Source organism: Novosphingobium olei (assembly GCF_012927405.1).
Classification (GTDB): domain Bacteria; phylum Pseudomonadota; class Alphaproteobacteria; order Sphingomonadales; family Sphingomonadaceae; genus Novosphingobium; species Novosphingobium olei.
This window is the reverse complement of record NZ_JABBGM010000004.1, coordinates 313,013-335,602: the sequence shown is the minus strand read 5'-3', so window position 1 is coordinate 335,602 and position 22,590 is coordinate 313,013. Positions and strand designations below refer to the sequence as shown.

Annotated in this window: 17 protein-coding genes and 2 tRNA genes; 10 read left to right on the top strand and 9 right to left on the bottom strand. The window is 64.2% G+C overall.

Translation table 11 applies throughout. The features are described from left to right. The first annotated feature begins 74 nt into the window (after window positions 1–74). From HHL27_RS11650 to HHL27_RS11615, 8 genes are all read left to right on the top strand, one after another. Window positions 75–2,048 carry a cytochrome c/FTR1 family iron permease gene (locus HHL27_RS11650; protein WP_169493562.1) on the top strand — a complete coding sequence of 658 codons (1,974 nt, stop codon included), beginning with the start codon at window positions 75–77 and terminating at the stop codon, window positions 2,046–2,048. Between the two features lie 14 nt (window positions 2,049–2,062). Further along, entirely contained in the window at window positions 2,063–4,246 is a 2,184-nt protein-coding gene (locus HHL27_RS11645) for a heavy metal translocating P-type ATPase (RefSeq protein ID WP_240959698.1), read from the top strand. A gap of 527 nt (window positions 4,247–4,773) precedes the next feature. Continuing rightward, window positions 4,774–5,229: a hypothetical protein gene (locus tag HHL27_RS11640; protein ID WP_169493561.1), complete on the top strand. Its 456-nt coding sequence runs from the start codon at window positions 4,774–4,776 to the stop codon at window positions 5,227–5,229. Continuing rightward, entirely contained in the window at window positions 5,229–6,431 is a 1,203-nt protein-coding gene (locus HHL27_RS11635) for a TolC family protein (RefSeq protein WP_169493560.1), read from the top strand. The genes HHL27_RS11640 and HHL27_RS11635 overlap by 1 nt, the downstream gene beginning before the upstream one ends. A gap of 11 nt (window positions 6,432–6,442) precedes the next feature. After that, window positions 6,443–7,627 (top strand): efflux RND transporter periplasmic adaptor subunit, encoded by a 1,185-nt coding sequence (locus tag HHL27_RS11630; RefSeq protein ID WP_169493559.1) that lies wholly within the window; start codon window positions 6,443–6,445, stop codon window positions 7,625–7,627. 1 nt (window position 7,628) lies between these two features. Then, window positions 7,629–10,880: an efflux RND transporter permease subunit gene (locus tag HHL27_RS11625; protein ID WP_169493558.1), complete on the top strand. Its 3,252-nt coding sequence runs from the start codon at window positions 7,629–7,631 to the stop codon at window positions 10,878–10,880. 11 nt (window positions 10,881–10,891) lie between these two features. Then, complete coding sequence (locus HHL27_RS11620) at window positions 10,892–11,854, top strand: cation diffusion facilitator family transporter (protein ID WP_169493557.1); 963 nt, start codon at window positions 10,892–10,894, stop codon at window positions 11,852–11,854. A gap of 18 nt (window positions 11,855–11,872) precedes the next feature. Continuing rightward, complete coding sequence (locus HHL27_RS11615; RefSeq protein WP_169493556.1) at window positions 11,873–12,559, top strand: ZIP family metal transporter; 687 nt, start codon at window positions 11,873–11,875, stop codon at window positions 12,557–12,559. Between the two features lie 251 nt (window positions 12,560–12,810). Here HHL27_RS11615 and HHL27_RS11610 read toward each other — a convergent pair. From HHL27_RS11610 to HHL27_RS11580, 7 genes are all read right to left on the bottom strand, one after another. Further along, window positions 12,811–12,886: transfer RNA gene (locus tag HHL27_RS11610), tRNA-Lys, on the bottom strand. A 39-nt stretch (window positions 12,887–12,925) separates the two neighbouring features. Continuing rightward, window positions 12,926–13,001, bottom strand: a tRNA-Lys gene (locus HHL27_RS11605). Window positions 13,002–13,085: 84 nt separating this feature from the next. Then, on the bottom strand, window positions 13,086–14,201 hold the full coding sequence (gene rodA / locus HHL27_RS11600; protein ID WP_169493555.1) for a rod shape-determining protein RodA: 1,116 nt from the start codon (window positions 14,199–14,201) through the stop codon (window positions 13,086–13,088). Between the two features lie 7 nt (window positions 14,202–14,208). After that, the gene (gene mrdA, locus HHL27_RS11595) at window positions 14,209–16,269 is read right to left on the bottom strand and encodes a penicillin-binding protein 2 (RefSeq protein ID WP_206069568.1); all 2,061 of its coding nucleotides are present in this window, start codon (window positions 16,267–16,269) and stop codon (window positions 14,209–14,211) included. 23 nt (window positions 16,270–16,292) lie between these two features. Then, window positions 16,293–16,844, bottom strand: coding sequence for a rod shape-determining protein MreD (locus HHL27_RS11590; RefSeq protein WP_169493553.1), 552 nt, complete (start codon window positions 16,842–16,844; stop codon window positions 16,293–16,295). Continuing rightward, window positions 16,841–17,749 carry a rod shape-determining protein MreC gene (mreC, locus tag HHL27_RS11585; RefSeq protein ID WP_169493552.1) on the bottom strand — a complete coding sequence of 303 codons (909 nt, stop codon included), beginning with the start codon at window positions 17,747–17,749 and terminating at the stop codon, window positions 16,841–16,843. Before mreC ends, HHL27_RS11590 begins: the two co-directional genes overlap by 4 nt. 82 nt (window positions 17,750–17,831) lie before the next feature. Further along, window positions 17,832–18,878 (bottom strand): rod shape-determining protein, encoded by a 1,047-nt coding sequence (locus tag HHL27_RS11580; protein WP_169493551.1) that lies wholly within the window; start codon window positions 18,876–18,878, stop codon window positions 17,832–17,834. Window positions 18,879–19,072: 194 nt separating this feature from the next. Between HHL27_RS11580 and mutL the strand changes: the two genes are divergently transcribed. Beyond that, window positions 19,073–20,899: a DNA mismatch repair endonuclease MutL gene (mutL, locus tag HHL27_RS11575; RefSeq protein ID WP_169493550.1), complete on the top strand. Its 1,827-nt coding sequence runs from the start codon at window positions 19,073–19,075 to the stop codon at window positions 20,897–20,899. A 10-nt stretch (window positions 20,900–20,909) separates the two neighbouring features. Here mutL and HHL27_RS11570 read toward each other — a convergent pair whose 3' ends face one another. Then, window positions 20,910–21,506, bottom strand: a complete 597-nt coding sequence (locus tag HHL27_RS11570; RefSeq protein WP_169493549.1) for a carboxymuconolactone decarboxylase family protein — start codon at window positions 21,504–21,506, stop codon at window positions 20,910–20,912. Window positions 21,507–21,615: 109 nt separating this feature from the next. Between HHL27_RS11570 and HHL27_RS11565 the strand changes: the two genes are divergently transcribed. Further along, window positions 21,616–22,110, top strand: coding sequence for a hypothetical protein (locus HHL27_RS11565; RefSeq protein ID WP_169493548.1), 495 nt, complete (start codon window positions 21,616–21,618; stop codon window positions 22,108–22,110). 21 nt (window positions 22,111–22,131) lie between these two features. On the opposite strand, the gene HHL27_RS11560 is transcribed toward HHL27_RS11565, so the two are convergent. After that, window positions 22,132–22,590 (bottom strand): MaoC family dehydratase, encoded by a 459-nt coding sequence (locus HHL27_RS11560; protein WP_169493547.1) that lies wholly within the window; start codon window positions 22,588–22,590, stop codon window positions 22,132–22,134.

Genomic DNA, 22,590 nt, shown 5'->3' with positions numbered 1-22,590 from the left:
GTAAAACCCCATATTGCGATTGGCTCGCAAAAACTGCTTGATCCTACAGTAGCTGGAGGTTGTATCGGACGTCTATGGCCAATCTCGAATCAAATAGTTCCTCGCAAAACCATGCGCTTGCGGCACGTAGCGTCCTGCGGACCATCCTTGCCTTCTTTGCGATCACGCTAGGATTGGCGACGTCTGCTCTTGCCGGAACAAGCGACGACGATGTGCAGACGGCATGGCGTCTGCTTGACTATGTGGCGGTCGATTATCCGGGTGCTGTGGCCGATGGGCAGGTGAAGAGCGCCCAGGAATATGCGGAGATGACCGAGTTCTCCGGGGCGGTCGAGGCCAAGATTACCGTGCTTCCCGTGACCGCCAATCGCGCGGGTCTCATTGCTGAAGCCAAGGCGTTTAGGCGCATGATTGCCGTGAAAGCTGCGCCCGATGATGTAGCGAAAGCCGCGCGGGCGCTCGGCAGCCATTTGCTCGCCACTTATCCTGTACCACTCGCCCCGGCCAAAGCGCCAGACCTTGCGCGTGGCGCGGCGCTCTACGCCGAAAATTGTGCGAGTTGTCATGGCCTCAACGGCGACGGTCACGGCCCTGATGCTGCGAAACTGAATCCAGCGCCTGTTGCCTTCCGCGACTTAGGCCGCGCCCGCGAACGCAGCCCCTTCGCCCTCTATCAGGTCATCGGTCAGGGTCTGGATGGGACGGCAATGCGCAGTTTCTCTGAACTGCCGTCGCAAGACCGTTGGAACCTGGCCTTCTACATTGGCCGGTTCGCATTCATCGATAGCGACAAAGGCGAGCAACTCTGGAAGACCGATGTTTCCTTGAGGAGCCGTATCCCCAATCTGGCCGCGCTCGCGGGTGTGACCCCTGCGGCGCTTGGACGGCAAATCGGTCAGGACAAGGCTGACTGGGTAATGGCCTATTTGCGAGCGCATCCCGAAGCCCTAACCGAGGTTCGGGCAGGATCACTGACGGTTGCTCATGAGAAATTGCAGGCAAGCTTTGCGGCCTACGCGTCAGGCGACAGCGAAACGGCAAAGAAGCTGGCGCTTTCCGCCTATCTCGATGGGTTTGAACCGGTCGAACCAGCGCTCGCGGCGCGCGACGCGACCTTGATGGGGCGGATCGAGGGCGAGATGGGCAATCTGCGCGCCATGATCGGTCGCGGCGCACCAGTTGCTAAGGTCAAGGATCAGATCGCCGTTCTCGATACGCTGTTCAGTGATGCAGAAGAAGTGCTGTCGCCCGATGCCGCCAGCACCGCATCTACGTTCATCGGCGCATTCACGATTCTATTGCGCGAAGGGCTGGAAGCACTCCTAATTGTCGTCGCCATGATCGCGTTCTTGCGGAAGGCCGATCGCGGCGAGATGGTTCGTCATGTCCATACCGGATGGGTGGCCGCCCTCATCGCAGGGGCCATTACGTGGGCCATTGCCACCTTCTTCATCGGCGTCAGCGGCGCGAGCCGCGAGCTGACTGAAGGGTTCGGCTCGCTGTTTGCAGCCATCGTTCTGCTATCAGTTGGCATCTGGATGCATGGCAAGTCTCAGGCCGGCGAGTGGCAGCGCTACATCACCGAGACGTTGGGCAAAGCGTTATCGCGCAGTTCAGCTTGGTTCCTGTTCGGCCTCGCCTTTATCGTCGTCTACCGCGAGGTTTTCGAGACTATCCTGTTTTACGCCGCGCTGACCGCTCAGGGAAGCGGCGCAGTCATTCTCGCTGGCGCTGGTTCTGCGGTTCTTGTCTTGGGGGTTATCGCATGGGCAATGCTCCGGTTCAGCGCCAAACTGCCGGTAGGCGAGTTCTTCAAATATAGCTCCGCGCTCATTGCAGTCCTCGCTGTTGTACTTGCAGGCAAAGGTGTGGCTGCCCTGCAGGAGGCCGGCATGATCGACATCGCGCCGCTCTCGCAAATACCACGCATCCCGGTGCTGGGCCTGTTCCCGACCTGGGAATCCGTAGGCGCGCAGCTTTTGACGGTGGCAATCGTGGCTGCGGGAGCATGGTACAATGGCAGGCTCGCCAAGCCCGCTGCCGCGTGACGGAGGACTCAGGGATGGCTGACAACTGCTCCGCTTCGTGCTCGGCGACCGTTGCGGCCGTTGCAGGATCAGAGCCTTTGGCATCAGCCTTGCCTGATGGCAGCAGCGTGACCCGCCTACGGATAGCCGAGATGGATTGTCCGACCGAGGAAGCGCTAATCCGCAAGAAGCTCGGCGGGATGAGCGAGATTCAGTCGCTCGAATTCAATCTGATGCAGCGCATGCTGACGGTCGTTCACCGAGCGGGCGCACTGCCGGCAGTCCAGGCCGCAATTCGCGAACTCGGCATGGAATCCGAAGCATTCGAGGCGGCCGCTGATCAGGAACCGAGCGAGGCGGAGCCCGCCGAGCCCTGGTGGCCATACGCAGCTGGCGGAATTGCCGCACTAGCCGCTGAGATCCTACATTGGACGGGAATGCCCGAGTGGGCTGTCGCCCTGCTGGCCCTGTTGGCCATCCTCAGCTGTGGCATCGATACCTACCGCAAGGGATGGATCGCGCTGCGCCACGGCAATCTCAATATGAATGCCCTGATGAGCATTGCGGTGACGGGCGCGCTGTTGCTCCGGCAGTGGCCGGAAGCCGCCATGGTCATGGTCCTGTTCGCGATTGCGGAACTGATCGAGGCGAAGTCACTCGATCGCGCTCGCAATGCCATCCGCAGCCTCATTCAGCTTGCTCCGGACTATGCCACCGTTCGGCAGCCCGACGGATCGTGGATCGATCGGCCCGCTGCCTCGGTCGCGATCGGCGAGGTCGTAAGGATCAAGCCGGGACAAAGCATCGGTCTCGATGGCACCGTGGTCAGCGGCCATTCCACGCTTAACCAGGCGGCGATTACCGGTGAGAGTTTGCCGGTCGAAAAAGGACCCGGCGATGCGGTATTCGCTGGCACACTGAACGAAGCCGGGTCCTTCGAATATGAAGTCACCGCAGATTCGGGTCACTCGACTCTTGCCCGGATCATTCAGGCTGTGGAGTCCGCACAGGGCGCCCGAGCGCCTACCCAACGGTTTGTAGACCAATTCGCGCGAATTTATACGCCGGCCGTGTTTCTGGTAGCGGTTGCCGTTGCCTTCGCTGCCCCGCTGCTGCTCGGCGCCAGCTGGCAGGAGTGGATCTATAAAGCACTGGTCTTGTTGGTGATCGCCTGCCCCTGTGCACTGGTCATCTCGACGCCGGTCACGATCGTCAGCGGATTGGCGGCTGCTGCACGCCGGGGAATCCTGATAAAGGGCGGGGTCTATCTCGAGCAAGGCCACAAGCTCACTCTGCTAGCCATCGACAAGACCGGGACGATTACCCATGGTAAACCCGCGCTGACCGATACCGTACAATTCGAGCGGGCAGACGGCATCGACGTTGTAAGCGTTGCAACCAGTCTCGCTGCTCGCTCGGACCATCCCGTCTCTTTTGCGGTTGCCGAAGCCGGTCGAAAGACTGGCGTAAAATTGCTCGAGGTGACCGGCTTTGCCGCGCTCCCGGGGCGCGGCGTGAAGGGCACAATCGCGGGCGCGGACTATTTGCTCGGAAATCACCGGCTGATGCACGAAACCGGAGTGTGCTTGCCAGAAGTCGAGGCGGAACTCGAGCGGCTGGAACAACAGGGCAAGACGGTCATCGTCCTGACAGACGGCAAGCAACCCCTCATTCTCCTCGCTGTTGCCGACACGATCAAGGATAGCAGCCGGTTTGCCATTCAGGCATTGCGCGAGCTCGGCATTGAAACAGTGATGCTCACAGGCGACAATGCACGAACGGCGAGTGCCATCGCACAACAGGTCGGGATCGATAAAGCGCTCGGCGACCAGCTTCCCGAAGACAAGCTCCAGGCGATTGAATCCTACATCCGCGAAGGCCGGTTCGTCGGCATGGTCGGTGACGGAATCAATGACGCACCCGCGCTCGCGCGCGCCGAGATCGGCTTTGCGATGGGTGCAGCCGGTTCGGATACCGCGATCGAGACTGCCGACGTCGCCTTGATGGACGATGATCTCAACAAGATCGGGCGCTTTGCCCGGCTGTCCCAAATGACCCGGACCGTGCTCGTCCAGAACATTACACTGGCGCTGGGTGTGAAAGCTTTCTTTCTCGGGCTCACGATGTTCGGATACGGAACCATGTGGATGGCCGTATTCGCAGACATGGGGGCCAGCCTTCTCGTGGTCGGCAATGGTCTAAGACTGGTGCGACAGTAGTGCGAAGCGTAGCGGCACGCATGACTTGGCCACCGCAAATGTGGATCAGAATACAGCTGGGCAGGGCTTCGCCGATGAGGTCGCGGTTGCCCAAATTTGATGGTCCTGCTACGCGCTTCGTGGTGCGGGGACGGTTTCTATCCTTTCTGGTGCTGATCGGCATCCTGTTCGGTGGCGTGGTGGCGCCAGCTGTCGCGCATGAGCGCGGCGCCGAATTTGGCCATGCCGGTGAGGTACTCGACATCCATGAGGCCACTTCCACGGCGGCCCATGATCCGACAGGCAAGGTCCCGGACATGCCTGGACAGCCGGCAACGCACCATCACTGTACGATTGCACTCGAGGTGGTCGCCCCGGCCGTTGTGCCTGCCTCGCGGATGAGTGAGGCGCTCCCGTCGCCTGCTATCAGCCGGAGCTTGGCCTCCCTCGCACAGGCACCGCCCACCGAGCCGCCCGCAGCCTGAAAATCCAGCTTCGCGAACGCCGTTTCTCGGCGTCGATTCTGGCTTTTTCAGGATTCTCATCACATGCGAATGTTGCTTCTTGGCGCTTTTGCGCCTGCGGTGCTCGTCGCCGCATCAACGGCTGTCGCGCGGCCGACCCGCGTCGATATCCCTGTTCAGATTGAACCGAATGCCTGGGTCTATGTGCAATGGGTGACTGTAAAGGCTGAGGCCGGACGCACGATCGTTTCCGGCTACGTTCGGAACAAAAAATGGTTCGCCAAAAAGTCGGGCGACTTACACGTACTGTTTGTCAAAAACGGTCGGTCAGTCGCATGTCAGGAAACCAGTTGGGGGCGATATAGATTTCACTCCCGCGGCCAATGGCGCTTCTCGGCCGAGGCCGACTTTCCCGCATTGAATATCGATAGCGTTCGGATCTCTCACGTCGTCCATGACCCCGGAAGCGAACCTTCCTCCCTACCGAATAGCTGCATCGGTGCGGACCCATCCGTTGACCCGTCTCACGGTGGCGCGTGATGCAGTTTCGATGGTTGATCGCGTCAGCCGTTCTGCTGACCGGTTCTCATGCCGGGGCCGCCGAGGTTTCCCTGCGTGATGCACTTGCGCAAGGTGCACAGAGTTCCCCGCGCATTGCGCAAGCGCGCGCGCAGGCAGAAGCTGCGGAGGCGAGAGCTCGGCAAGCTGGCGTCTCGCCCAACCCGGAAATCTCGCTCGAGGTCGAGAACTTTGCCGGCACGGGACCCTATCGCAACGTGCGCAGTGCCGAGACCACGCTCGCACTAAGCCAGCGGCTCGAACTCGGCGGCAAGCGCGGCGCTCGCATGGCGGTAGCAGGTGCCGAGCGCGATGCTGCACTGCTCGCCTACAAGCGCGCAGAGGCCGATCTCGCGCGTGACATCCGCATCGCTTATGCCGAACTGCGCGCCGCTGAGGACCGCGCGGTGCTCGCGCGCGACAATGTCGCACAAGCCGAGGAACTGGCGCGCTCTGCCGGGCTATACGTCGAGGTCGGACGCGACCCGCCCTTGCGGAAGCTGCGTGCTGACGCGCTGCTGGCCGAAGCGAAGGCCGAACAGGCCCGAACCTTCGGCGAGCTGCTGACCGCACGGCGCGCGTTGGCTGACTTGATCGGCAGCAGCGACTCCGAGTTATCGTCTGCAGGATTCGACGATGGCGTGACGCCGCCGCTCTTGCCCCCAGCCACGCCGACGCTCGACGAGCAAGTGGCAGCGGCGGAGCGCGATGCCGCCCGCGCCCGTATCCGGGTTGCGCAGGCCGACGCGGTGCCGGACCTCACTGCCAGTGCAGGAGTACGCCGGATCAGTGACGGGCGCGAAACCGCCTTCGTCGCAGGGATCGCGCTGCCGCTGCCGATCCGCGATCGCAACCGCGGTAACATCGCTGCGGCCGGGTCCGACAGCCTCGCAGCAGAAGCGGCGCTGGCGCAGGTCCGGCTCGATGCGAACCGCGCGCAGCACGACGCGCGGATGTTGCTCGGAGCCGCCAACGAGCGTGTCGCAGCCTTGTCGGGACCGGGCCTCGCGCAGGCCGAGGAGGCCTTGCGGCTTGCACGGATCGGCTACGCAGCAGGCAAGTTCAGCCTGATCGAACTCATCGACGCGCAATCTGCCCTCAATGCCGCGCGTGAAGCACTCATCTCGGCGCGGCTCGACCGCGCTCGCGCGCTTGCCGCGCTCAACCGCGCGACCGCGCAGTGAAGGACACAATCATGGACATCGAAAACACCCCTGAGAGGAAACGACTTATCGTCGTTTTCGCCGCCATACTGCTCTTGGTCGGCGGCGGCGGCATCATGATCGGGCGTACCTTGCTGGCGCCTGCCGATACCACAGCCACCGCGACCGAAGGCGAAGAAGCGGGGAAGGAAGAAGGGCACGTCGAAGGGTTTGTCGCGATGAACGCGGCGCGCGCCGGGTCGGCCGGGATCGTCACCGAGGTTGTCCAGTCAGGTACACTTGGCGCGGAGATTCTGGCGCAGGGGGTGGTCGCGCCCGCGCCTGACGGCGAGGCAGTCCTCACCGCACGCGCGGATGGTGCAGTGGTTCGGCTCACCAAGCGGCTCGGCGATCCGGTCGCGGCGGGCGAGGCTATCGCATGGCTCGAGAGCCGCGATGCAGCGGCACTTTCCGCCGAGCGCAGCACCGCAAGCGCGCGGGTAGCACTTGCCCGTTCGACCTATGAGCGTGAGCGTCGGCTGTTCGAAGCGAAGGTTACCGCCCGGCAGGATTTCGAGGCGGCGCGCGCGGCGCTGGCTGAAGCCGAAGCCGAAATGCGGCGCAGCCAGTCGGCGGCGAGCGCCTCGAAGGTGTCGGGCGACGGTCGCACGCTTGCCGTCACGAGCCTGATTTCAGGCCGCGTCACCAAAGCCGATGCCCGTCTGGGTGCCTATGTCGCGGCCGGCACCGAACTGTTTCGTGTCGCCGATCCCCGCAAGATCCAGGTCAACGCCTCGGTACTGCCCGCCGATGCGCGCCGTGTTTCACCGGGCGACCGTGCAGTGATTGAGCTAATCGGCGGCGAGACCGTCGGCGCGACGGTGCGTTCGGCTACTCCCAGTCTCGACGCGGAAAGCAAGGTCGCGACGATCGTGCTGGTTCCCGACAGCGGCTCCCAGCTCACTCCTGGTCAAGGCCTCAGGGTACGGATCATTCCGCGCGGCGCCTCGCCAACCGCCAGCATCGGCCTGCCCGAAGAGGCGGTGCAGAGCGTCGAAGGACGCGACGTGGTGTTCGTACGCACGGCAAAGGGCTTCCAGGCGACCAAGGTTACGGTCGGCCAGCGCAGCGCAGGCCGGGTCGAGATCGTCGCGGGGCTGAATCCGGGCAGCACGGTCGCAACGCGCGGCGCGTTCCTCCTCAAAGCCGAACTCGGCAAGGGCGAGGCGGAGCACTGAGATGATCGAAAAGCTTCTCGACGCGGCGATCCGCTTCCGCTGGGGCGTGGTCGTCGCCACGCTCATCGTTGCCGCCTTCGGCGCATTCCAGCTGCTCAAGCTGCCGATCGACGCCGTGCCCGACATCACCAACAAACAGGTGCAGATCAACACCGTCGCGCCTGCGCTCGGGCCGCTCGACATGGAGCGGCTGGTCACTTTCCCGGTCGAAACCGCGATGGCCGGGATCCCCGGTCTGGAAAGCTCGCGCTCGATTTCGCGCAACGGTTTCAGCCAGGTCACAGTGGTTTTCGATGAAGGCGTCGACCTCTATTTCGCGCGCCAGCAAGTTGCCGAACGGCTCAACCAGGCCAAGGACAATTTGCCGGCCGGCGTCGAGCCCTCGATGGGGCCGATCACCACCGGCCTCGGTGAAGTGCTCATGTACGTCGTCGATTTCGCGCCCGCCGGGTCGAAGTTTGCGCTCCGGGTCGCAGGGCGGCCCGGCTTCCAGCCTGACGGCAGCTACCTGACCGTCGATGGTGAAATTCTGACCGACGACGTTGCCAAGCTGGGTTACCTGCGAACCGTCCAGGACTGGATGATCAGCCCGCAGCTCAAGACCGTCAAAGGCGTAGCGGGCATCGACAGTATCGGCGGCTACGAAAAGCAGCTGTTGGTCGAGCCCGATGTCGCGAAGCTGGCGAGCTACGGGATTTCTTTCTCGGAGCTCGCCGAAGCACTCGAGAAAGCCAACGTTTCGGTCGGGGCGAACTTCATCCAGCGCGGCGGCGAGGCCTTTCTGGTCCGTGCCGATGGACGCATCCATACGATTGACGAGATCGGCCGCGCAGCGGTTGCAACGCGCGGCGGGGTGCCCGTGTCGGTGCGCGATGTCGCGACGGTACGCGTCGGCGGCGATCTTCGCACTGGGGCGGCGTCCAAGAACGGCAAGGAGGTGGTGATCGGCACCGCGCTGATGATCGCCGGTGGCAATAGCCGGATCGTTGCCGATGCGGTCTCAACCAAGCTCACGGAGGTCTCGAAGTCACTGCCGCCGGGGATCGTGGTCACGCCCGTGCTCAATCGCTCGACCCTGGTCAACTCGACCATTGCCACGGTTGAAAAGAACCTCACCGAAGGCGCGCTGCTGGTGATCGTCGTGCTATTCTGGCTGCTCGGCAACATTCGCGCAGCGGTCATCGCAACGCTCGTCATTCCGTTGTCCTTCCTGATGATGGCAACAGGAATGAACGCCACCGGCACGTCGGGCAACCTGATGAGCCTTGGTGCGCTCGATTTCGGCCTCATCGTCGATGGTTCGATCATCATCATCGAGAACTGCCTGAGACGTCTTGCCGAGCGACAACACCATGAGGGGCGGCTGCTCGACCTCAACGAGCGGTTGCACGAGGTGTTCGAGGCCGCGCGCGAAATGGTCCGCCCGACTATCTTTGGCCAAGCAATCATCTTCCTCGTGTTCGCGCCGTTGCTGACCTTCACCGGAGTCGAGGGCAAGATGTTCTCGCCGATGGCGATCACCGTGATGCTTGCCCTTGGCGGGGCCTTCATCGCGTCTCTGACCTTTGTTCCGGCAATGGTCGCGCTGCTCATCCGCGGAAAGGTCGGCGAGAAGGAAGTCAGGGCGATCGCTTGGGCCAAGCAGCGATACGAGCCACTGCTCGACAGGGCCGTGGCGCGGCCTTGGCCGTGGATCGGTGCTGGCGTCGGGACCTTCGTCCTTGCCGGGCTCGTTTTCATGATGCTCGGCCGCGAGTTCATTCCGCAGCTCAACGAAGGCAACCTGGCGATGCAGGGGCTGCGCATACCTTCAACCTCACTGGCGCAGTCGAAGGGGCTGCAGATGCAGATCGAGAAAGCGGTCGCGGGAATGCCCGAAGTGGCCTTCGTGTTCTCCAAAACCGGGACGGCCGAAGTTGCCACCGACCCGATGCCGCCCAATGCCTCGGACTCGTTCATCATCCTCAAGCCGAAGAGCGAGTGGCCCACCGGCGTCGACAGCAAGGAAGACGTGATCGAGAGGCTCGAGCAGCGGCTCAAGCCTATGGTCGGCAGCGCCTTTGAAGTCAGCCAACCTATCCAGCTGCGGTTCAACGAACTCATCGCCGGCGTACGCGGTGACATCGCGATTAAGCTCTACGGCGATGACCTGACCCGAATGGGCGGGGTCGCCCAGCAGGTCGCGAGCGTCCTGCGAACCGTTCCTGGTGCCGCTGACGTCAAGGTCGAACAAACCGAGGGATTTCCGACGCTCGACGTCCAGTTCGACCGCGATGCTATCGCTCGCTACGGCCTGTCGCTTCAGGACGTGACCGACACCGTCGCTGCCGCGCTCGGGGGGCGCGAGGCCGGGATCGTGTTCGAAGGTGACCGTCGCTTTGATATCGTCGTGCGCCTTCCCCATGCCATTCGCGACGATCTGAGCGCCGTGGCAGCTCTGCCGGTGATGCTGCTCAACGACGGTGATCGCGCCTCGATCCCGCTCGGCGCACTGGCGAGGTTCACCTTCTCGGAAGGCTTGAACCAGGTGAGCCGCGACAACGGCAAGCGCCGTGTCGTGGTGCAGGCCAATGTCCGCGGCAACGATCTAGGCTCCTTCATTGCCGAAGCCCAGGCCAAGGTCGGCGAGCAGGTCAAGTTGCCACCCGGCACCTTCATCGAATGGGGAGGGCAGTTCGAAAACCTCCAGGCTGCCTCGCGGCGGCTGACCATCGTCATCCCGCTAGTGTTTGCAGCGATCTTCGGCATTCTATTCATGGCGCTCAAAGGCGCGCGTCCGGCAATCGCGGTCTACTCGGCGATTCCGCTTGGCCTTGCCGGCGGTGTGTTTGGGCTGCTGCTAACCGGGTTGCCGTTCTCGGTATCGGCGGCCGTTGGGTTCATCGTGCTGGCGGGCGTGGGAGTCCTGAATGGCCTGGTGGTCATGACCGCCATCAACCAGCGGATCGATTCCGGGCTACCAGTCGATCGCGCGGTGACGGAGGGAGCAATCGAACGCTTCCGCGCCGTGCTTATGACCGGAATCGTGCCGGCGATCGGCTTCGTGCCGATGGCGCTGGCAACCGGTCAGGGCGCGGAGGTGCAAAAGCCGTTGGCGATCGTCGTGATCGGCGGCCTGATCACTTCGACCATCCTCACGCTCTTTGTCTTGCCCGCGATCAGCCATCTGCTGCTCAAGGGTCGGCATAAACAACATGTCGCAGGGGATTACACTGACGTCGACAGGTTCGGCGGCGAACTGGTCGAGAAGTAGAAGGAAAGCAGATGGCGGATGAACATGCACACGATCACTCGGGGCACGATCACAGCGATCATGCTGGTCACTCGCACGGCCACGGCCATAGCCATGCCCCCAAGGACTTCGGGCTGGCCTTCGCCATCGGCGTATCGCTCAACATGGGCTTCGTCATCGTCGAGGCGGTTTACGGCTTCCTCAGCAACTCGATGGCGCTGCTCGCTGACGCCGGGCACAATTTCAGCGACGTGCTGGGATTGCTGATTGCCTGGGTCGCGACGATCCTCGCCAAGCGAAAACCGGGAGGTCGGTATAGCTACGGCTTGCGTTCATCTTCGATCGTTGCTGCTTTAATTAACGCCCTGTTCCTGGTCGTCGCGATCTCGATCATTGCCTTCGAGGCTGTTGGGCGGTTCTCCGAGCCCGCGCCAGTCGCCGGCAAAACCGTGATCATCGTCGCGGCCATCGGCATAGCCATCAACACCGCTACGGCGCTGATGTTCATGCGCGGCAGCAAGGGCGACATCAACATTCGCGGCGCCTTCCTGCATATGGCGGCTGACGCGGCCGTATCGGCAGGCGTCGTGGTCGCGGGTTTCGTAATCCTTGCGACCGGATGGAGTTGGATCGATCCCGCGGTCAGTCTGGTGATCGTCGCGGTAATCGCGGTGGGCACCTGGGGATTGCTAAGGGACTCAGTGAACATGAGCCTGCACGCCATTCCACCTGGCGTCGACCAGGACGAAGTCGCTGAATTCATTAAAGGCCAGCCGGGGGTTGCCGCGATACACGACCTGCATATCTGGTCGATGAGTACCACTGAAACCGCACTTACCGTGCACCTCGTCGTGCCTGCCGGCTATCCGGGTGACGCATTCTCCGCCGATCTCGCTCGCGAATTGAAAAGCCGCTTTTCGATCGATCATCCTACCATCCAGATCGAGACCAGCGCGGCTGAGAATTGCGCACTCGAGCCCGATGATGTCGTCTGATCGAGAAAGGCCTAGGCAGTGCCGAACCTGATCTACGCACTGATTCCCGTCTTCGCCGTTTTTGTCGGTGCGGTCTTTGCGGTTTTGCAGCGCCCCGGACCAAAGCTTGTCAGCGCCGTGCAGCATCTAGCGGCGGGCGTCGTCTTCGCAGCCGCTGCTGCGGAAATCCTACCCCAGGTCAAGCACGGCGGGTCGCTCTGGGCGACATTCATCGGCGGCACACTCGGTGTTCTCGTCATGCTGTTCGTCAAGTCGCTTGAAGGTCGTTGGCAAGGCCCTGTCGGAATGGTCAGCGCCATCGGCATTGACATATTCATTGACGGCCTAGTGCTCGGGCTCGCCTTCCTAGCTGGCGAAAAGGCAGGCGTGTTGCTGACCATTGCCCTTACGCTGGAGGTATTGTTTCTGGGGCTCACCGTTACGGCGGAGCTTGGTGAGACGATCCGCTCGCGCGCGCAAATTGTCGCCCTTTCGGTCGCCTTGGCCCTGTTGCTCCCCTTGGGGACGCTCGCTGCTACGCCCGTCGCATTGCTCCCAGCTCAGGTGATCACCGGGTTCTTGGCTTTTGGACTGATCGCATTGCTGTATCTCGTTGCCGAGGAACTGCTCGTTGAAGCGCACGAGCAGCCAGACAGCCCCTTGATCACCGCCATGTTCTTCGTGGGCTTCCTCGCTCTGTTGATGATCGAAGAAAGCCTCGGCTGATCCGCCACGTCGTCGGGTCGAAGGGACGAGGGGTGTCATTCAATGCCAGCCAAATCGCCGCGGCATTCAAGCGGCCGCGTTCGGAACACCAACTCAATTCGCGCCAGGTTTCGGCCACAGTGCCCGAAGCGCTTTCTTTTTGCGGTGGGGCGATTTTATCGGCCTGCTACCTAGAGAGCTACCTAGAAGCAAAGGCTCCGCGGAAATCTCGAAGCGATTGACCTTTAGTATATTGATTTAATTAGAGAATTTGGTGGACGCACTAGGGCTCGAACCTAGGACCCGCTGATTAAGAGTCAGCTGCTCTACCAACTGAGCTATGCGTCCGTATCCCGATCGGGATGGCTGCCTTGGGGCAGGAAGGGATGGTGGACGCACTAGGGCTCGAACCTAGGACCCGCTGATTAAGAGTCAGCTGCTCTACCAACTGAGCTATGCGTCCATATCCCGTCTCGGCGTTGGTGCGCCGCGGAGCCGCCCCCATAACGATTCTGGCGCGCCTGCCAAGGGGGAAATTGAAAGTTTTCTACAACAGCCCTGTGCTGCCACGGCGCGACCAGCGGTCCACGGCCATGATCGTGCCGATGCAGATCATGTTGGTCATCATCGACGATCCGCCGTGGCTCATGAAAGGCAGCGGAATTCCGACCACGGGCGCAAGGCCCATGACCATCATCAGGTTGATGCACATGTAGAAGAAGATCGTCGTGACCATGCCCGCTGCCAGCAGGCGCGAGAACCGGTCGGGCGCATTGGTTGCGACCTTCAGTCCCCAGCGGAACACGAGGAAGAACACGGCGAGCACGAACAGGCCGCCGAGCATGCCCCACTCCTCGCTCATCGTGGCGAACACGAAGTCGGTGTGCGCTTCGGGCAGGTAATCGAGGTGGCTTTGCGAGCCGTTGCCGAACCCCTTGCCGAGAAGGCCGCCCGAACCGATCGCGATCTTCGACTGGGTGATGTGGTAGCCCGAACCCAGCGGATCGCTTTCGGGATCGAGAAACACCAGCACACGCTTGCGCTGATAGTCGTGCAGCAGCGTGAAGAACGCGATCGGCGCCGCAACTGCGCCGGCAAGCGCGCCCCCGATGAACAGGCGCAAGGGAAGGCCTGCCAGAAACATCATCACCACCGCGCCGAAGCTGATGGCAAGCCCGGTGCCAAGGTCAGGCTGCAGCATCACGAGGCCTGCAGGGAAACCCAGCAGCAGCAGCGCCGGCACGATCGCGCGCCAGCCGTTGATCTCGCCGACGGGCAGCACGGAGTAGAACCAGGCGAGCACCAGCACGATGCCGGGCTTCATCAGTTCCGATGGCTGGAGCGTCATGAAGCCGAGGTTCAGCCAGCGCTGGCTTCCGCCGCCAATCCCCCCGATCAGTTCGACGAGCACCAGCAGGACGCACAGGATCACGTAGATCGGCAGCGCGGCGCGCTTGAACCATTCCTGCGGCACCCGCGCGATCGTGGCGGCCATCACCAGGAAAACGATGAAGCGGGCAACGTGCATGCCGGCCCAGGGGCGGATGTTGCCGCCGGCCGCCGAATAGAGCACGAGGCTGCCGAACACGACGAGCGCGAACAGCGGCAGGATCACCCGCCAGGGCTGCCGCGCGATTATCTGCGGGATATAGGCGCGCTGCATCGTTGGCTCAGGTCCCTGGCAGCGGCGTTGTGCCGGGCGCAGCAGCGGGCGCTGCGGGCGAGGGGACGACGATTGGCGCAGGTTCGGGTTCGGGCGCGGGCGCTGCGGCATCGGTCTGCGCCGCGGTCGGTTCGGGCGCAGGCTTGTTTTCTGCCGCAACTTCCTCCGCCGCCTGGTCCTCGTCCGGCGCGGCAGGCGCGCTGGCGCCGAACCGGGCGGCATAGGCATCGTACTTGGCGCGCATCCGCGTGCGCACATCGCCGCCCCACTGCTTTTCGTATGCCTCGAGCGCTTCCATCGCCTTGGCCGGGTCGAAAAGGTACGTCATCACGTCGCGCGCGATGGGATACGCGGCGGGGCTGCCGCCACCGTGCTCGATGACGACGGCACAGGCAAAGCGCGGCTTGTCGAACGGGGCGAAGCAGATGAAGTGGCCGTGGTCGCGATGCTTCCACTGGCCGCCCTTGCCGTTGCCGATGTTCAGCCCGACGACCTGCGCTGTGCCGGTCTTGCCCGCCATCTGCACGTTGGCGAGCGGCAGGCGGGCGTGCCCCGCGGTGCCGCGCCCGTTCACCACCTCGTTCATGGCCGAATGGATCAGGTCGAGATGTTCCTGCTTGAAGCCCATCGACGGCGCGCGTGGCGCATTTCGATCGAGCAGCAGGCGCGGCTTCAGCTCAAGTCCCGAGGCAAGGCGCGAAGCCATCACCGCCTGCTGCAACGGATTGACCAGCATGTAGCCCTGGCCGATCGTTGCATTGACGGTGTCGTAGATCGCCCACTCCTTCTTGTACTTGCGCAGCTTCCACGCAGGATCGGGCACGGTGCCATAGGACTGCCCAGGATAGGGCATCTCGAATTCCTGGCCGAGGCCGAGGCGGCGCGCCATCTTCGCGATCGTGTCCATGCCGATCTGTTGCGCGAAGTGGTAGAAGTAGACGTCGCACGACTGGTAGATGCCCTTGGCCATGTCGACGCTGCCGTGGCCGCGGTGGTTCCAGCAGTGGAACACGCGGTTGCCTACGCGCAGGCCGCCGGCACAGCCGACGCTGGCGTTGGGGTCTAGCCCGGCTTCGAGGAACGAGAGCGCCACCATCGGCTTCACGGTGGAGCCCGGCGGATAGAGGCCGCGCAGCACCTTGTTGCGCAAGGGCACGTGGTCGTCCTCCGACAGCATCTTCCATTCGATGCGGCCGATCCCGTCGCTGAACGAATTGGGATCGAAGCTGGGCATCGAAACCATCGCCAGCACATCCCCGGTGGCGCAGTCCATCACCACCACAGAGCCGCTTTCGAGGCCGATGCGCCGCGCGGCGTAGTCCTGTAGGCCGGCGCGGATGGTCAGCTGGATCGGCTTGCCCGGCACGTCTTCGCGCGTGCCAAGGTCGCGCACCACGCGGCCCGATGCCGTCGCCTCGACGCGGCGGGCGCCGGGAACGCCGCGCAGGCGCTCCTCGAAGTGCTTTTCAAGACCATCCTTGCCGATCTTGAAGCCGGGCGTGATCAGCAGCGGATTGCGTTCGCGCTCGTAGTCCTCGGCCGAGGCCGGACCGACATAGCCGACGAGGTGGCCGACCGAGGGACCGGTGGGATAGAACCGCGAATAGCCACGCTGCGGGATAACCCCGGGCAGTTCGGGCAGGCGGACCGAGACGGCGGCGAACTTGTCCCAATCGAGGTTCGAAGCGACTTCGACCGGCTGGAATCCGCGCGCCTTGTCCAGCCGGGTCTTGATGTCGCTGACCTTGTCGGCGGTCAGGCCGAGCAGCGGCCCGAGCGTGGCGAGCGTGGCGTCGGCATCGACCACCCGGTCGGGGATCAGGTCGACGCGGAAATCGGCACGATTGGCGGCCAGGGCAGCGCCGCGTCGGTCGATCACCCAGCCGCGCCGCGGCGGGATCAGCGTCAGGTTGACGCGGTTGCTTTCTGAAGCGGCGCGGTACTTGGCATTCTCCGCCACCGACAGGTAGCCGAGACGCGTGGCGAGCAGCACGCCCACCGCCGCCTGCGCCGTGCCGAGCACGAACGTGCGGCGTTCGAACTTGTTGGTGAGGATTGCCGAGGTCATCGGCAGCTTCTGCTTCACCGGCGTCAGATCCTCTTGAGCGGCAGCAGGCGCAGGCGGTCGATCACCGCGACGATGCGGGTGACAGGCGGGAACAGCACCACGGCAAGAAGAAGCTGCGGCCCGATCGTCATGGGCAGCGGATAGCCGGCTGCAAGGCCAGCGAAGCCCGCCGAAAGCAGAAGATAGGCGGCGAGCAAGGCGGCGCCGGCCAGCCAGTCCTGTGCAAAGCCGCGCCACAGGAAGCGCGCGTCGATCGCCTCCATGGCCAGCATCGCCCCGGAAAACAGCACAATGCCGCTGCCGAACGGCTGCCCGCTGAACAAGTCGTCCCAGGCGCCGAGCGGCAGGCCGGCCCAGACCGGCAGCAGCGTCGGGCGCAGCATGCGCCAGCCGAGCAGCATCATGAATGATAGGGGCGGCAGCACCGGGGCCGACGCGATGATCGGTGAAAAGCTGGCCATTGCGGCGAGCATGATCGCCAGCCACGGCAGCCCTACCGCCAGCAGCAGCGACGGGGCCCGGTTGATCGGGTTGCGCACCCGCGCGGCACCGCCGGCGAAGCGGCCGCCGATCACGGCTTTTCGTCCTCGGGCGGGGGCGGGGCTGCCTTCTGGGTGGCTTCCAGCGCGCTGACCGCTGTCGGCTGATACATTGGCAGGACCAGCACGTAGTCGGCGTCCGACGGATCGCTGGCGAGATGCCCGGTCGCGCCATCGCGATGCGGTTCGGTAGCGACCGCGACCGGAATGCCCGGCGGATAGATGCCGCCCGAACCCGACGTCACGAAGACGTCACCCTTGTGCAGCGGGTTGATGCCCGAATTGATCAGGCGAATGTCGATGCGTCCATTGGCGCCGCCCTGGACGAAGCCCGGCAGTCCATCGCTGGCGCGTCGGACGGGCACCACGTTGTCGGGATCTGTGACCAGCAGGATCCGAGCGGTGTCGGGCCCGGTCTCGATCACCCGGCCGATAAGCCCGCCGCCCCCGCGAACGGGCTGGCCCTTGCTGACGCCTTGGCGACTGCCGACCGAAAGCACCGCGAAACGGCGCGAACTGGACGCGGTGGAGCCGATCAACCGCGCCGCCGCAATGGGTCGGGGCTGGGTTTCGGCAATGCCAAGCAAGACCTTGAGCCGCCGGTTCTCGGCTTCGATCGCGCGCATCGCCACGGCATTGGCGCGGGCTGCGGCGACTTCGCGGCTGAGTTCGGCGTTCTGGCGCCCGGCGTTGAGATAGGCGCCGATGGCGGCGAAGATGCCCTGGCTCGCCACGCGCGTCTCCGCCCCCGCCACGCCCAGCGGGCGCGCCACCTCGGCGGCACTGGCGCGCGCAAACGAGAAGGCACCGGGGTTGAACAGCGACACGACAAGCAGCACCGCGCCCAGCAGAACGCCGGCCACGGCGACCACGTAGCCGGTGAAGATCCCGACTTGCGCCCTGCGCGAAAAGCCCGGGCGCCTGTCCTGCGACCGCGCCATTGTCATCACCCCTTCGTCACCGCCGCCGACTGGCGCGCAGGTCTTGCCAGACGCAACGCACCCTGACGACTGAACCTGCGGTTTACGCGGTCATCAACACGCCGCGATAGATCGGATCTTCCATGGCACGGCCAGTGCCAAGCGCGACGCAGGACAGCGGATCCTCGGCCACGGAGACCGGCAGGCCGGTCTCTTCGCGCAGGTGTTCGTCAAGCCCGCGGATCAGCGCGCCGCCGCCCGTCAGCACGATACCCTGGTCGACGATGTCGGCCGCCAGTTCGGGCGCGGTGTTTTCCAGCGCGATGCGCACGCCTTCGACGATCGCGCCGATCGGTTCGGACAGCGCCTCAGCCACGTTGGCCTGGGTGATCGTGATTTCCTTGGGCACACCGTTGACCAGGTCGCGACCCTTGATGTGGATCGTCTCGCCAATGCCGTCGGCAGGCACGGTGGCGATGCCGTAATCCTTCTTGATGCGCTCGGCGGTCGCTTCGCCGATCAGCAGGTTGTGGTGGCGACGGACGTAGGAAACGATCGCTTCGTCCATCTTGTCGCCGCCGACGCGCACGCTGGTGGTATAGGCAAGGCCTCGCAGCGAAAGCACCGCGACTTCGGTGGTGCCGCCGCCGATGTCGACGACCATCGAGCCGACCGGCTCGGTCACCGGCATGTCGGCGCCGATCGCTGCGGCCATCGGTTCAAGGATCAGGTAGACCTGGCTGGCGCCGGCGTTGCTGGCCGCATCGCGGATGGCGCGGCGTTCGACCGAGGTCGAGCCCGAAGGCACGCAGATCACGATCTCGGGATAGCGCAGCAGGCTCTTCTTGCCGTGCACCTTCTGGATGAAGTGCTTGATCATCGCCTCGGCGACTTCGATGTCGGCGATGACACCGTCGCGCAAGGGGCGGATGGCCTCGATGTTGTCGGGCGTCTTGCCCATCATCATCTTGGCGTCGTCACCGACGGCCTTGACCTTCTTGATGCCATTCAATGTTTCGATGGCGACGACGGAAGGTTCATTCAGAACAATGCCGCGATCTTGCACGTAAACCAGCGTATTGGCCGTGCCGAGGTCGATCGCAATGTTCTGGGAACCGAACTTGAAGAATCGGGAAAACATCGAAGCCATCAGGGAATCCGTCGAGAATCAGGGGGTTTGCGCAAAAGCGATGCGCTTCCCCCTCCAGAAGTGAGCGTCCAGCGAAGGCGGCTCATTAGCGCAAGCCCTGCGCAAAACCCAATATTTTGTGCGAGGTCGAAGGGGATAAGTCGCACCGCTTGTCTCGAATTTTCGCACGCTCGTCGCTAGGATTGTCCGGAGCCATGTCGCAGCCTCCGCCAGCCTTGCCATCCCGCACCATTCGCCGCCTGCCCGAAACGCTGGTCAACCGCATCGCGGCGGGCGAAGTTGTCGAGCGGCCGGCCTCGGCGCTCAAGGAACTGGTCGAGAACGCGATCGATGCGGGCGCTTCTGCGATCACCGTTCGCCTCGGCGAAGGGGGCCTCGCGCTGATCGAGGTGACCGACGACGGCTGCGGCATGCGCGCCGACGAAATCGCGCTCGCGCTCGAACGCCATGCCACCAGCAAGCTGCCGGACGAAGCGATCGAGCTGGTGGCGACCCTGGGCTTTCGCGGAGAGGCGCTGCCCTCGATTGCCTCGGTCGCGAGGGTGACGATCGAAAGCCGCAGCCGCGAAACCGGCGAGGCCTGGAAGCGCGTGGTCGATCACGGCGCGCTCCTGTCCGAAGGCCCCGCCGCGCTGCCGCCGGGCACGCGGGTGCGGGTCGAAGACCTGTTCGGCAAGATCCCCGCGCGCCGCAAGTTCTTGCGCTCGCCTCGCAGCGAATGGGCGGCCAGCCTCGACGTCGTGCGCCGTCTGGCCATGGCTCGCCCCGACATCGGCTTCACGCTCGAACACGACGGGCGCCGCGCGCTGCAGGTCCAGCCGGGCGACAGTCTCGAGGCACGCGTCGCGCTGCTCGTCGCGCGCGAACTCAAGGACAATGCGGTCGCGGTCGACCTGGAGCGCGGGGAATATCGCCTCGGCGGCGTTGCAGGCCTGCCGACCTACAATCGCGGCATGGCCGATCACCAGTACCTGTTCGTCAATGGCCGCCCGGTGAAGGACAAGCTGATGGTCGGCGCGGTGCGCGGCGCCTATGCCGACATGCTGGCGCGTGATCGCCACGCGGTGCTGGCGCTGTTCCTCGACGTTCCGCCAAGCGAAGTCGACGTCAACGTGCACCCGGCGAAGACCGAGGTCCGCTTTCGCGATCCGCAGCTGGTGCGCGGGCTGATCGTCTCCGGGCTGCGCCATGCGCTCGCCGCCGGGGACAAGCGCAGCGCGCAGGCGCCCGATGCCGCCGCGATGGCTTCGTGGCGTTCCGAGCCGATCAGCACACCGACGTTCACGCCAGGCGCGCCCGTGCAAGGCAACATTTTCGCCCCCGCGCCGCAGCGACTGTCCGAAGCCGGCCGGGCCTGGCGCGGGTACGAGGCAAGCGTCATGGCGCCGCCGGTGGCCCGCGCCGAGGAGGCATCGGTGCCGGTTCCGCAAGCGGTCGAGCATCCGCTAGGGGTCGCGCGCGGGCAGGTCGCCAACACCTACATCGTCGCCGAAGCCGCCGACGGGCTCGTGCTGGTCGACCAGCATGCCGCGCACGAGCGGCTGGTGCTCGAACGGTTGCGCGCGGCCGGGGCGGGCGCGGGCGAGGCACCCAGCCAGGCGCTGCTGATCCCCGAAGTGGTGGAGGTGGAGGAACTCGCTGCCGACCGGCTCGAGGATGCCGCGCCCAAGCTTGCGCGTTTCGGACTGCTGCTCGAACGGTTCGGTCCGGCCGCCATGCTGGTGCGCGCCGTTCCCGCCGCGCTCGCCAAGGGCGATCCCGCGGCGCTGGTAAACGATGTGGCCGACGATCTCGCCCGCCACGGCGATGCGCTGCTGCTGGAAGAAAAGCTCGACCTCGTGCTCGCGACGATGGCCTGCCACGGCTCGGTGCGCGCGGGGCGGCAGCTGTCGGTGCCGGAAATGAACGCCCTGCTGCGCGAGATGGAAGTCACTCCGCGCTCTGGTCAATGCAACCACGGCCGGCCCACGTGGGTGAAGCTCGCCCATGGCGACATCGAGAAGCTGTTCGGGCGCAAGTAAGCGCCTTGGCTTAGCGCACGCCCACCACTTCGCGTTGACCCCAGGGCGCGATCGGCCCGCCCTCGCGCGCACGGAACGCTTCGGGCAGTTCCTCGACCATATCCCAACTCGCGCCCAGTCGACCGAAACCGACGCAAAGCGCGGCGAAGATGCCAAGTTCGACGATCTCGGCCTCGGTGAAATGTTTCTTCAGCCGCGCGTGATATTCATCGTCCAGCGATAGGTGGTTGGTTGCGAGCCGCTCGCCGTAATCGATCGCCAGCTTTTCCCGCTCGGTCAGGTTTTCCGCTTCCGCCGGCCGCTCGAGCGAGCAGACGAGGGCCTCGTCGACACCGTCCGCCGCGGCATCGCTGTAGCGCACTGCCATGCAGCTGCGGCACTGGTTGTGGAAGGCAATGCGCAGGCGCATCAGCTCTGTCAGCCGTTCGGGTAGCGTGCGCTCGCCTCGAAGGGCGCCGAAAAAGCCGACAAAGCCAAGGGCCGTTTCGGGCTTGTGCGCCATGATGCGCAAGGTGCCCCGCTCAAGCGAGGTCATCGCGTCCGGGTTGGTCGCGTCGCGCAGCGCCTTGCTCCAGCCATCGTGCTCGATCATCGAAATGCGGGTCATGTGGGCCTCTCCTGCCACCTTCTCTTGTATCCTCGATCACACGGCAGCGTGCTTCTTGCTGCAACGCGCCTTTGCGCTAGGCTCGGCTAAAATCGACGAGAGGATTGCGATGCGCCGCCTGATCATGCCGTTTGCCCTGCTGGCCCTGGCCGCCTGTTCCAGCAAGCCGAAGGAGAGCGACGAGCAGGCCATCGCGCAGGTCCAGGCGGCGCAGGACGCCAAGCCGCCGGCGCGGATGATCGATCCACAGCCGATCGGCTACTTCGACATACGCGACAACAAGCTGATCGCGGCCGGCTGCAACTTTGTCGCCGATGGCGGCGGGATGGGGGCCACCGCGCTGGCACAGGGCCAAAGGGCGGCGATCAAGCTCGATGGCCATATCGTCGTGCTGGCGGCCGACAAGGGCAGCGCCAGGCTGCCGCAGGAAGCGTGGTCGCATTACAGCGGCAAGGAATATTCGTTGCGGCTGACGCGGATCGACGGTGGCAAGCATGTCGTCAACGGCGCGGTCGAGATGTTCGATGCGCAGCTGACGGTGACCGATCCCTATGACCAGGTGGTCTACAACAGCAAGGGCACTGCCCAGTGCAAGCCGATGTAGCGGCGCGAAGGGCGCGTCGATTCAGTCGGTTCCGTTCGGATCGCGGGTGCGGATGAAACCGGTCGACTTCATCGTCATCACCACTTCGCCGTGCTGGTTGAGCACTTTGACCTCGTTGCGGAAGCTGCCCATCTCCGGCCGGGACTTGCTGCGCTTCTTGTCGATGGTGATGCGCTCGCAGGTCAGCGTGTCGCCGGGATAGACGGGCTTGACCCAGCGCAGCTCATCGACGCCCGGCGAGCCGAGCCCGGCCTGCTGGTGCTGCTTGAGTTGCTCCACCAGCATCGCCATGGTCATCGCGCAAGTGTGCCAGCCGCTCGCCGAAAGCCTGCCGAAATAGGTCTGCTTCGCGGCTTCGTCGTCGAGATGGAACGGCTGCGGGTCGTACTTCGATGCGAATTCGATCACTTCTTCGCGGGTCACGGCATAGGCGCCGAAGCGGTCGCTGCTGCCGGGGACGATATCTTCGTAATACTGCAT